Genomic DNA, 12,780 nt, shown 5'->3' on the forward strand with positions numbered 1-12,780 from the left:
GAATAGTTAATAAAAGCTATTCCCTTTTTTATAAATTTGCATAAATTTAGCTTTACCCTATGGAGGCCGATCCCTATTCGAATATCTTGTTGATTGCTTTTGAACCTAACATCAGCGCGCCTTCCATCATTTTTATCAGCTTAGTATTAGTCACTTTAATTTTACTTTCTGCTTTGCTTTCAGGCTCAGAAGTAGCCTTTTTTTCCCTAAATGCCGAGCAGAGAATAGCACTCAAAGAAAGTGTCACCAAAAGGGAAAAAACGCTAAGCCGATTGTTAGATCAACCTCAGCTTCTTCTCGCAACACTTTTGATTGCCATCAATTTTGTCAATATCATTTTCATTACATTGGCCAATTACCTTACCCAGCTATTAATTGGGGAAGAGTCGGTTAATACATTGATTGTCACCTTGTTTTTATTGTTTGGGGTAACTTTCATCATTGCCTTTTTTGGAGAATTGATCCCTAAGGTATGGGCTCAACAAAACAATTTGATTTTTGCTCGATATACCGCTCCTTTGATTGATTTTTTCACTTTTACGTTTAAACCACTTTCAAGGGTTTTATTAGGGATATCCAATTTGATTGAAAATCGGATTGAGAAGAAATCTTATTATTTGACCACCCACGAGTTGAATCAGGCCTTAGAAATAACGACGGATGAGAATACGACAGAAAGGGAAAAAGATATTTTGCGGGGTATTTTGAATTTTGGGAATACCTCTGTGAAGGGCGTCATGAAGGCTAGAAGGGATATTGTAGCTTTCGATACGGAGATGGACTTCCATGAATTGATGGATAAAATCAATAAAAATGGATATTCTCGAGTTCCAGTTTATGCCGAAACCATCGATAAAATTGAAGGGATTTTGTACATCAAGGACTTATTGGAACATATTGATCAGGATGAAAAATTTGATTGGTTATCACTTTTGCACCAGCCCTTTTTTGTTCCAGAAAATAAAAAAATTGATGATTTGCTCTATGATTTTCAAGAAAAACGGGTACACATGGCCATTGTGGTGAATGAATACGGAGAGACAGAGGGCTTGGTGACCATGGAAGATATCATTGAGGAGATTGTAGGGGACATCAATGATGAGTTTGATGAAGAGGAATTAGACTATAAAAAGCTAGATGAACATACGTATTTATTTGAGGCAAAAATTTCTTTGAATGATTTTTGTCGTGTTTTTGATGTAGATGTCTCTATTTTTGAAAAAGTAAAAGGGGAAAGTGAGACCTTAGCAGGTTTGTGTATCGAGTTATTTTCTCGTATTCCACATGCTGGTGAGGAAATAGTTTGTGAACCTTTTATCTTTAAAATTCAATCGGTGGATACCCGCCGAATTAAAAAAATTAAGGTTAGCCTGAATGCCGCTCCTTTGCCCCCTGAATCTGATGAAAAAACTGTATAGTTCATATAAACGCTTACTTTTTTTACTACCCTTAAGTTTTTTGCTGAGCGCTTGTCCGGGGCCGGCACCTACGCCTGAACCAGGTGTAACGGAGTCCAGTTATGAAGATGGGGTGGATCGTGGTATCATAGAAAATCCTGAATTGGATGAGGCCTCTGGAATGGTGTCAAGTAAAAAGAATGAAGGCTTTTTATGGGCTCATAATGATTCCGGGGATGGCAATCGACTGTTTTTGATCGATACTTTTGGGAAAGGGATGAAGCAATTTGTTATCCAAGGGGCCGAAAATAGAGATTGGGAAGACATTGCCTTGATATCGGATAGTAATGGAAGTGCAGTTGTTTATATTGCCGACTTTGGGGATAATAGTGCGAGCCATGCTTCTTATGCCATTTATTGGTTTAATGAACCCAATGTCTCTTCCATCAATAATGCAACCATTACCGGAGTTCAGAAATTAACGTTTACCCTACCTGATGGATCTCGGGATATGGAATGTTTGTTAGTAGATCAAAGGACAAAGGATGTTTTTATTGTTTCAAAAAGAGAAACAAAGAAGAGATTATATAAAATACCAGCAGCAAGTTTTACCAATCAGGCTAATGTTAAGGCTGAATTTGTGCAGGAATTGAGTGTTTCGGTGCCTTTTTCTACCTTGGGACAGATTGTGACAGCATATTATATCACGTCTGGTGATGTTTCGCCAGATAATACCGAGATATTGATTAAGAATTATTTCGAATGCTATTATTGGAAGCGAAAAACCAATGAAACGATCCCAGAAGCTTTAGCAAGGGCAGCAAAACAAGTTCCTTATGTGGGGAATCCAACAGAACCTCAGGGAGAAGGAATCACCTTTGCGGCAGATGGAGGAGGGTATTATACCATTTCTGAAAAAGGAAGTACACCGGTTCATTTATATTATTATAAGCGAAAGTGAAAACAACTCACTGGTTTCGTTTAGGAATTCTAGCCTTGATTGTCTGGGCTTGCCAATCGCTCTATATCATTGATGCACAAATGGCTAAAACCAATTTTTCGGCAACGGTCGATGAAGGGGTTTTGGAAAACATTGAAATCGATGAAGCTTCTGGCATGGTGGCCAGTAGACTAAACCCGGAACTTTTCTGGGTTGTCAATGACTCGCAAGATTTAAATCGTATTTTTTTGATTGATCGCTATGGAGCGGGTAAAGTGGAGTTTTTACTTCAAGGAGCTCAGAATAGGGATTGGGAAGATTTGGCTTATTGGTATAAAAATCCAAATGAATCCTATATATATGTGGCGGATACAGGCGATAATAATCAAACTTTTGGGAGTTATTTTATATATCGATTCAAGGAGTTTGACATTCGGTCATCCAATATGGTTACTCGAATCATAAAGCAGGTAGAAAAATTGGAATTTAAATTACCAGAAGGTTCCAAGGATATGGAGTGCTTGTTGGTAGACCAGCTGAATGGAGATATGTATTTGGTGAGTAAGCAGGATGATCGCAAAAGTCTGTTTAGAATTAATGCTCAAAGCTTTACAGAGTCTAAGGTAGTGGAGGCTGAGTTCGTTAGAAAATTGCATTTTTCAGAACCAAGTTCAGATTTAGCGATTCTGAAACAACTATATAATATTACGGCGGGGGATGTGGCTAGCAATAATCAAGAAGTAATCATGAGGAATTATTTGGAGGTGTATTATTGGAAGAAAGGGAAGCATGAAAGTCTAGGGGAAGCCTTAAAACGTCCTCCAAAAATAGTGCCAAGCAAACTAGAACCTCAAGGTGAGGCTCTGGCTTTTTCCCATGAGGCAGATGGTTTTTATACGATATCCGAGGTGGCTAGTTCTCCAGGCCCAGTTCATGTGTATTTCACTCCCAAGAAATAATTAGACTTTCACCATTAGTTTGGCGAAACTCAATAACAAGGTTTTTTCACCTACTCCTTTTTCGAAATCAATCACCGCTTTTCTTTCAGCGCCATTGACTTCAATTTTTTTGATTAATCCAAAACCAAATTTCTGATGCTCCACTTGTTGGCCTGCCTCTAATTTTAATGGATCGGTAGGGGCAAAATGGCTGGATGCTACGTGCTGGTAATTCGTATTTTGTTTTGGTTTTTGGATTAATTGAGCAGCAGACGGGCTAGTGGAACTGGATACAAATCCTGTTTTCTGAACAGGTCTGAAGGCTTGAACCTCTTTTTTGCCAGGTGTTTTTGCCATTTTCAAATAGGCACTGTCAATTTCATCGAGGAAACGACTTGGCTCACATGATTTTAATCGACCAAATTGATAGCGTGATTCCGCATAGGAAATCATCAATTTCTTTTCGGCACGGGTGACGGCCACATAAAAAAGTCGACGTTCTTCTTCCAAATCCGCTTGGCTTTGTAGCATCATTTGGCTGGGGAATAAATCTTCTTCTAAACCTACTAAAAACACGTGTTTGAATTCAAGGCCTTTCGCCGAGTGAACTGTCATTAAGGTCACTTTGTCGCGATCATTGGGGTCTTCTTGCGTGTCGGCATTGGTTAATAAGGAGACAGACTGCAAAAATGTAGCTAGGGATTTGTCTTCATTTTCGGGGTCATCTACAAATTGTTTGATGGCATTCAGTAATTCTTGTAAGTTTTGATAGCGGGCTAGGCCTTCTACCGTTTTATCTTCATAAAGTTCGCGCAAAAGTCCTGAAGCTTTGGCTACGTGGTTGGCGATTTCATAAGCATCTTTATGTTCAACTTCAGCCATTAATTTGAATGACTTAATGAGGTCCGCAAAGTTTTCAATGGAGGCGGTTCCTCTTGCTCCTTGGAAGGTTTGAATGTTGGAAATGACATCCCAAATGGAGCAATTATTTTCAGCTGCCGTAACTGCAATTTTTGCAATAGTGGTATCCCCAATGCCTCTTTTAGGCAAGTTGATGATGCGTTTAAATGCTTCTTCATCGTTTTGATTGACCACAAAACGTAGGTAAGCAAGGACATCTTTGATTTCTTTTCTTTGGTAGAAAGACAATCCACCTATGATGCGATATTTGATGTTTAATCGGCGCAAAGATTCCTCAAAAGAGCGTGATTGAGCGTTGGTTCGATATAAAATAGCAAAATCTGACCAGTGTAATCCTTCTTTTTGTTTGGTTTCAAAGATGGCGGAGGCAATCATCCGGCCCTCTTCATTGTCACTTCCAGCACGGATAATTTCTATTTGATCCCCTACTTCATTGGACGTAAAAACGTTTTTTTCGAGTTGGTTTTTATTTCTTGAAATGATGGAATTAGCTACAGCCACGATATTTTTGGTAGAACGGTAGTTCTCTTCCAATTTGATGGTTGTCAGGTCGGCATAATCCCTTTCAAAATTCAAGATGTTTTGAATATCAGCTCCGCGGAAAGCATAGATGCTTTGGGCATCATCGCCTACCACGCAAATGTTCCGGTGTACGGCAGCCAGTTTTTTCGTTAATAAATATTGAGAAACGTTGGTATCTTGAAACTCATCCACCATGACGTGTTTGAATTTGTGTTGGTATTTGTTCAATACGTCCAAATGATCTCTAAAAAGGATATTGGTTTGGTATAATAAATCATCAAAGTCCATGGCATTGGCTTGAAAGCAACGAATGCAATAGGTTCGGTAGATTTCACCCATTTTGGGGATGCGGGCCATGCGATCTTCTTCTCCCAGAATGGCGCTATTTAGGTATTGTTCAGGACTGATTAATCTATTTTTTGCACCTGAAATTCGGTTTAAGACCAAATTGACTTTATATACCTTATCATCCAGGTTTTGTTCTTTGATGATGGCTCGTAGTAGGGACTTGGAGTCGTCGGTATCATAAATGGAAAAGTTGGAAGTATAGCCCAATTTTTCACCTTCAAAGCGTAGAATTTTAGCAAATACGGAGTGGAAAGTCCCCATCCAGATGTTTTTTGCCTCTTTTCCGATGACGGATTCGATACGATGGCGCATTTCGCCAGCGGCTTTATTGGTAAAAGTTAACAGTAATATTTGGAATGGATCAATGCCATGTTGAATGAGGTAAGCCGTGCGATAAGTTAGCACGCGTGTTTTGCCAGAGCCAGCTCCAGCAATAATCATTAAAGGGCCTTCAGTATGTAAAACAGCTTGTCGTTGGGGCTCGTTCAAGCCAGCCAAATAATCCATAAGGGGAAATTAATTGATGGGAAAAAATAGAGATTAAAATTACGAATTTTTGAGCAGGGGCTTGGTATTCTAACTTATATTTTGGGGTAGTATTTTTTGGGGACAAAAAAAAAGGCGCAAGAGGCGCCTTTTTCATGTTGGGTTTAATCGATTACTGTACAGCCACTAAATCTCTTTTCGTTTCTGTTAAAATACTGAAAGTCTTAGATTTGATGACGTTTTTACGTGAATCAAAAATAACCATTTTATAGCGACCATCATTTAGGTTAGAGAAATTGAATAATTTCTTTGTACTAAGTGTTTCGCGGGTAATTTGGTTATTGTCTTCATCATAAATAACCACGTACAAGGGTGATGATGTATCCGAGCTAACTAGGAATTTCATTTTACCTACTTGGTCAATGTTTACAGGAAGAGCGAATTCTGCGGCATGTGCAGAAGAGACAGACAAGATAGCGGCTACGACGAGAGCGGCTAAGGCGTTTTTTGTGATGAAATTTTTCATAATGTTGATAATTGATAAATGCTTGATTAATAAAATCTTAGGCGGAAACTTTCCGTTTGTTTGCCCAAAACTAGACTTTTCATGTTAACTCCAAATTAAATACGCAAAAAATTTCACTTTTTTAAGAATATTCCTCTTAAAAAAATTATATTTCTTCGAATAATTCAATTTTTATTTCTATGTTACGAAATGGTTAAATTTTTTTGGATTATTTAACATTCAGGAAACATATAGATAATAGCGTGTTAACCGTGAGGCTATTGATTGCAGGTAATTTTGTGCCGTAATCAATATAAATACAAATGAATACACACCAATTATTTAGAAGTTTATTAATCGTTATTGTATCATTGGCGTCGTTTGGTCATACATTTGGCCAAGTAGGGAAAGTTAAAGGAACTATTTCCGATCCTGTATCTAAGGAGCCAGTTATTGGAGCAACCATTCGCTTAGAGGGCTTGAGTATCGGAGCTAGTACAGGAATTGATGGAAATTTTGAATTAGGCACTGTGCCTGCTGGAATTTACAAATTGGTTGTAAGTTCGGTAGGATATCAATCACAGCAAATTCCAAATGTCAGAGTTGAGTCAGGAAAAGAAACCATTGTTACCGTCTCATTGCAAGAAGATAACAAGACCTTAGCCAATGTGGTGGTGAAGGCTCAAAAAATCACGACATCTGAGGTGGCGGTATTGACGGAGACAAGGCAGCTACAACAAATTGCTGTGGGTATATCGGGACAGCAGATTCAGAAGACTCAAGATAGAGATGCTTCTGCTGTGGTACGTAGAATTCCAGGAGTTTCAATTTTTGATGAGAGATTTGTGGTGGTGAGAGGTTTAAATGAGCGTTATAATACGGTATTGGTGAATGATATCATTACGCCATCTACGGAGGTTGACTCAAAAGCATTTTCATTTGATTTAATTCCCAGTTCTATTATAGATCGTATGTTGATTTTTAAATCAGCCTCTTCTGATTTACCGGGCGATTTAGGTGGAGGCGCTATTAAGATATATACCAAGACAGTACCAGATGGGAATACATTTTCAGCCAGTTTTTCTACGAGCTACCGTTCAGGAACGACGGCTCAAAAGGCGATGTCCTATGTAGGTGGTAAGACGGATTGGTTGGGTTTTGATGATGGTGGACGTCAGTTACCATCAGGTTTTCCTTCTAGAAATAGCATTGCTACTGCAGGAAATACCGAAGCCGTGATTTCTCACTTTAGAAATTTGCCTGCATTTTACCATGTAGAAGATAAAAACGTTTTACCTGATTTCAGGGGTAATTTGAATTTTGCCCACCGTTGGTTTATGGGAGATAAAGAGCTTACGAACTTTTCGTATGTGAATTATTCCAATACGAATCAGGCGTTTCAAATGCAGCAAAGAAGATTTACTTTCTTAGGAGACACGGAGAAATATTATCAAGATCAATCTTTATCTCAAAATGTGCGCATCGGTATGATGTCGAACTGGGCCTTGATTTTGAATCCGAATAATAAATTAGAATTCAGAAACTTGTTCAATCAAATTGGTATTAAAGAAACCGTTTTTCGTAACGGATATAATGAGAACGTGGATTTGAACAATGCTTCTTTCCGTTATGAGCAGCGTTCTATTTATTCAGGTCAGGTTAGTGGAACTCACGAATTGTCGGCAGTAAGTAAGTTGAAATGGGTGACAGGTTTAGGATATACATTCAGAACGGAGCCAGATTATAGAAGATATACTCGAAGTAGAGAGAGAAATTCTACAGGGGTCTTTACTTTTGATTTACAGCAATCAGATAGTCCAACTTTACAACAGTCGGCGCGTTCTTTTTCACATGTAGAGGAGTTTATTTATACGACAAGAGCTGATTTTGATCATATACTTAAGGAGAATGAAGATGAGAAATTAAGAACGACTTTCCGTGCAGGAATTTACACTGAGTACAAGGAACGTGCATTTTCTAACCGTTGGTATGGAATCACAAATCCAAATCGATTGTCATCAGACAACTCTTTGTTGAAACAGGATCCAGCTAATTTCTTCAATCCAACTAATTTGGGAGGCAACTCGATTTATTATGGAGTAGGTACCAACTTTGAAGATAAGTACACCGCTCAAAATACCTTTGGCGCAGCCTATGTGCAGATGTATTTACCTATTGGAGCCAAGCTGAATGCTACGATTGGTTTAAGAGGAGAGTATAATAATCAAGAATTACAAAGTAAGGAAAGAGGTTCTGGAGCTGCCATTAAGGTAACGAATCCTGTATTTAGTCCACTTCCTTCGTTGAATTTGGCATATAATTTCACAACAAAAAACTTATTGCGCTTTGCATATAGTTCTACAGTCAACCGACCTGAGTTTCGTGAATTAGCTCCTTTCACGTATTATGACTTCGTATATGATGTGACACGTACTGGTTTTATTCCAAGAGCTGATAAACCAAAATTATTGAATGCTACGATTAACAATTTTGATTTGAGATATGAATTATATCCTTCTAAATCAGAATTGATTTCCTTGGCTGTATTTTATAAGAAATTCTTAAATCCAATTGAATCCAAAGTGTTTTACAATGGTAGTACAGTCGCTTTTACTGTTGACAATGCTACGGAAGCAACTAGCACCGGAGTGGAATTAGAAATCAGAAAGCAAATTGCTCCTAATTGGGTGGCATTATTCAATGCGGCATTGATTAGTAGTAATGTGCGTGCGGGACAATCCGATAATATGTTGAACCGTAATCTTCAGGGTCAATCTCCTTATTTGATCAATGCTGGTATATTTTATGAAAATGCAGACAAAGGATGGCAGGCAAATGTTTTATATAACGTGATCGGAAAAAGAATCTTTGTGATTGGAGATAGCCAGTTGTCGGCTGATATCTACGAGATGCCAAGAAATGTGGTGGATATCAATATCACGAAGGCCTTGACGAAGAGAATAGATTTCAAGTTAGCGGTACAAGATTTATTAAACCAGAAGTTTTCTTTAGTGCAGGATACGAACCGTGATGGTGAAATTTCTGACAAGGATGGTGTATACCAAGAGTATCACCGCGGAAGTTATTTTACCATGGGAATTACGATGAAGTTTTAGTGCAAGCCTAAAGAAAAATGATAAGTAGTAACATTTAAAAACATATAAAAAACAAATTCATGCAACAATTACGTGTCATTTTCGCTTGTTTGCTTACGGCTGCCATAGGTTTGTCAGCTTGTACGAAAAACGATTCAGAAGTAGAAATTACAGTACCAGCGCCAGCTAATCGTACGGTAAAAGAGGTTTCTGGAAAAATCACTGCCAACACTACTTGGAAGGAGTCTGAAAAGTATTTGTTAAAAGGATTCGTCTATGTAGAGTCTGGAGCTACTTTAACAGTAGAGCCTGGAACAATCATTTTGGGTGATAAAATCACGAAGGGCACATTAATTGTTAAGCCAGGTGGAAAATTAATAGCACGTGGAACGGCAGCTAAACCGATTGTATTTACTTCTGGTCAGGCGAAAGGTTCTAGAAATTATGGCGACTGGGGTGGATTAATTATGTTGGGGAATGCTCGCGTAAATAAAACTCCAGCGACAATTGAAGGAGAGAACGTATCTACTTTTGGAGGTTCCAATGATTCAGATAATTCAGGCGTATTGAAATATGTACGTATTGAGTTTGCGGGTATTGCCTTTGAGACGGATAAGGAAATTAATGGTTTGACTTTAGGAGGTGTGGGTTCAGGTACAGAAATTGATTATGTACAGGTTTCATACAATGGAGATGATGCTTATGAGTGGTTCGGAGGAAATGTAAATGCGAAGCACTTGGTATCATACAGAAATATGGATGATGATTTTGATACGGATTGGGGTTATAGTGGTAATGTTCAATTTGCATTGTCGATCCGTGACCCACAAGTTGCTGACCAATGTTCATGTTCAGACAGTAATGCTTTTGAATCGGATAACGATGCAGCAGGTTCAGATGCTTCACCACAGACTAGTGCGAAGTTTGCCAATGTAAGTGCTTTTATCGCAGACGGAACAGTGGATAAAAAATACCGTTCGGCTATGCGTATCCGCCGTAATTCAGCCATTTCGGTTATCAACAGTTTATTTGTTGGAGGTTGGGTTGCTAAGGGAGGGTTAGAATTAGAAGGTACAGCTGCTCAAAATAATTTTATGACAAGCAAGAATATTCTTTCAGGATTAGTGGTAACAGGTATGTTGAAGCCAATCGTTACAGGAGATGAAACGATGTTAAAAGATGTTACCCGTAAAAATCAGTTTGGAGTAGCTGCGGAGACATTAGGTTTAACAGCTGGTTATAATCGATTACAAGGTAAGCCAAGTTTAGCTTTAACTAGTGCATCTAAATTATTGGGTGGAGGAGTTAGTTTACCAGCTGGATTTGAAGCGAATACAAATATTGGTGCTTTTGGAACTACGGATTGGACAGAAGGCTGGACAAACTGGGATCCACAAAACACGGATTACTAAGATTTTATATTGGTGTAATTCAGAAAATGCCGGAAGGATTCCTTTCGGCATTTCTTGTTTTCATGCCTGCGCTTTCTAACGCTGTCAAGGTTTGGAACCTTGCCAGCGTTGCGTAGCTGGGCGCAGACAGAACGTTTCCGAAATAGCCTTATTGTATCAATTTCTTGGTAAATAAGTGGCGTAATTGCTCACTATATCTTATGATATTTAAGCGTTGCCCGTGATGCTGGCAATAGTTAAAAGGAAAATACTGGAGGAGAAATTTGAGTTAAAGAAATGCCTGCGCTTTCTAACGCTGGCAAGGTTCCAAACCTTGACAGCGTTGTGAGCTGGGCGCAGACAGAACGTTTCCAAAATAGCCTTATTGTATCAATTTCTTGGTAAAATAGATTACGCAAGAAAGAGCAATGCCAATTCCAGCGATACCAAATAGGATAATCCAATCAAAAAATAAATGGGCTAAATTCCACTGAGGGAAAATGAATCCACTGCATAAAAGAAGCAAATTATATCCGACATAGCCTGTCGAGTCTACGATGTACATGAGAAAGCCTATATTCGCTTTATGCTTACTTATTGCCAGCATTCGTTCAAATATCGAGGTGGTAATGGTTAAATAAGGTAGATAAATACCAAACCCTGTAAGTACAATTAGCCAAAAAGGATTTAAATAGTGAAGGCCAAGGGTTCCACTGATAATAAGCAAAATAAATCCAAGCATGATGATTCCCATACTTAGGAAAAAGGCATACACATTGTTTTTGATAAATACTAAGCTGCCATTAATCACTAAAATACCGACAGTAACCCATATCTCTGTTTGGGTAAATAAGGAGGGAATATTTTGAAAACCCAAATATTCCCAGATTTCAGGGGCAAAGTCGGACCGAATGCCTCGTAATAGTGATGCAAACAAATACAATAAACTAATACCGAGTATCCCTGGCCCCAATGATTTAATGATCCGATTTCTATCTAAGGATGACATGGGTGCTCTTTCCGAGCGATCTGCCATGTCCTCTTTTGTCGGTTTCGGGATTTGCTGGAGCATCCAAACAAAGAACAGAAATGGTAAGCTAAATAGTAAGCCTGCTGTAAAAGGCATCCAGGTTTCTGATATGCCTGTATTTAGTAAAAATTTCCCCACTGATTTTGAAACTCCGTCGGCTAAAATGAAACTTGCTCCTAAACTGGCGATGAATAATTCCGTATTTTTTTTACCCTCCAAAAATCCTTGAATATAGCCAAAAATCATCCCCAACGGTAGGCCATTAATCATCAAAAAAAGAATGCACCAGGGTTTGGGAGCTAGTCCGAATCCCAATAAGGCTAGTTCGGCTATAAAGACACTTAATACGATTGCTTGAATTCTTTTCGACCAAGCTATGGACGAAACAAAAAAGATTCCTCCACATTTGGATAACATGTATCCTGCAATTTGGGATGATATTAATACCGATTTCCAAGGTATACCTAACCAAAATTGTTCTTCATAGAGTCCTGCCGTAAATGGTTTTCTAAATCCATATACGCAAAAGTAACAACCAAATGCAGCCACCATAGACCACAGCGGATGAGTGAACCATTGTGATATGAATGAGCTTTTTTCGGATCTAGATGAGGAAGGGAATATCACAAAGATGTGTTTTCGATTAAATCCAGGTAATGTTCCAAGGGAAGAACTTGTAGTCCAGGAACCTTGGCAGCATCATCGTATTTTCTTAATTGAATAGATGAATGAAAGTGTGGATTTTGCTCAAAAATTAAACACTCCTCTTCACTCATAGGACCACCTTGAAGTGCTAGACTAATCAGAGATGGTTCGCTTAAGATTGCTTGATATCCCGTTTCTCTGTTACATAAATAGCGTTTGGCATTTACATGTAAATGAATGGGCTCTGTTACGGCTTCATGGAAATATCGATCTAAAAATGCCTTAGCCAAATTTTCATGCATGTCGTCAATGCCAATTTCTGGGGCATCGTCTGGAAGAGCATGCAAAAGATGTCCTATATCATGTAATAAACTTGCAACAATCAGCTCCGCAGATACCCCTTCATCAGTGGCTAATTGGGCACATTGTAAGGCATGTTCTAACTGGCTTACAGCCTCTCCACCATATTGAGAATCGCCCAATTCGGCAAACATGTGTTGGACTTTCTGAGTAATCTCTTTCATCGGCTTTTTTTCAAGTATTTTATGTAATTTAAGCCCAT

Annotated in this window: 9 protein-coding genes; 5 read left to right on the forward strand and 4 right to left on the reverse strand. The window is 38.6% G+C overall.

The features are described from left to right. The first annotated feature begins 59 nt into the window (after positions 1-59). From gldE to U0R11_RS12810, 3 genes are read left to right on the forward strand one after another with little or no spacing between them, the layout of a single operon-like run. Positions 60-1,418 carry a gliding motility-associated protein GldE gene (gldE, locus tag U0R11_RS12800; RefSeq protein ID WP_406752115.1) on the forward strand — a complete coding sequence of 453 codons (1,359 nt, stop codon included), beginning with the start codon at positions 60-62 and terminating at the stop codon, positions 1,416-1,418. Then, on the forward strand, positions 1,402-2,358 hold the full coding sequence (locus tag U0R11_RS12805; RefSeq protein ID WP_406752117.1) for a hypothetical protein: 957 nt from the start codon (positions 1,402-1,404) through the stop codon (positions 2,356-2,358). The genes gldE and U0R11_RS12805 overlap by 17 nt, the downstream gene beginning before the upstream one ends. Beyond that, a complete protein-coding gene (locus U0R11_RS12810) occupies positions 2,355-3,296 on the forward strand; it encodes a hypothetical protein (protein WP_406752118.1) in 942 nt (313 codons plus the stop codon). Before U0R11_RS12805 ends, U0R11_RS12810 begins: the two co-directional genes overlap by 4 nt. Here the strand turns inward: U0R11_RS12810 and U0R11_RS12815 are convergent, their stop codons facing one another. Both U0R11_RS12815 and U0R11_RS12820 read right to left on the reverse strand, forming a co-directional pair. Continuing rightward, the gene (locus U0R11_RS12815; protein WP_406752120.1) at positions 3,297-5,573 is read right to left on the reverse strand and encodes an ATP-dependent helicase; all 2,277 of its coding nucleotides are present in this window, start codon (positions 5,571-5,573) and stop codon (positions 3,297-3,299) included. It abuts the gene before it with no gap. A 151-nt stretch (positions 5,574-5,724) separates the two neighbouring features. After that, positions 5,725-6,078, reverse strand: a complete 354-nt coding sequence (locus U0R11_RS12820; protein ID WP_166373310.1) for a hypothetical protein — start codon at positions 6,076-6,078, stop codon at positions 5,725-5,727. Between the two features lie 302 nt (positions 6,079-6,380). Here U0R11_RS12820 and U0R11_RS12825 point away from each other — a divergent pair, with 302 nt between their 5' ends. Together U0R11_RS12825 and U0R11_RS12830 are read left to right on the forward strand one after the other, a co-directional pair. After that, positions 6,381-9,173, forward strand: a complete 2,793-nt coding sequence (locus U0R11_RS12825; protein WP_406752122.1) for a TonB-dependent receptor — start codon at positions 6,381-6,383, stop codon at positions 9,171-9,173. 59 nt (positions 9,174-9,232) lie between these two features. Further along, positions 9,233-10,564 (forward strand): T9SS C-terminal target domain-containing protein, encoded by a 1,332-nt coding sequence (locus tag U0R11_RS12830; protein WP_406752124.1) that lies wholly within the window; start codon positions 9,233-9,235, stop codon positions 10,562-10,564. 361 nt (positions 10,565-10,925) lie between these two features. Here the strand turns inward: U0R11_RS12830 and U0R11_RS12835 are convergent, their stop codons facing one another. Beyond that, positions 10,926-12,200 (reverse strand): DUF5690 family protein, encoded by a 1,275-nt coding sequence (locus U0R11_RS12835; protein WP_406752125.1) that lies wholly within the window; start codon positions 12,198-12,200, stop codon positions 10,926-10,928. Then, positions 12,197-12,742, reverse strand: coding sequence for a phosphonate degradation HD-domain oxygenase (locus U0R11_RS12840; RefSeq protein ID WP_406752127.1), 546 nt, complete (start codon positions 12,740-12,742; stop codon positions 12,197-12,199). Before U0R11_RS12840 ends, U0R11_RS12835 begins: the two co-directional genes overlap by 4 nt. Positions 12,743-12,780: the final 38 nt, after the last annotated feature.

Origin of the sequence: Aquirufa salirivi (assembly GCF_045310485.1) — a bacterium.
Lineage (GTDB): Bacteria > Bacteroidota > Bacteroidia > Cytophagales > Spirosomataceae > Aquirufa > Aquirufa salirivi.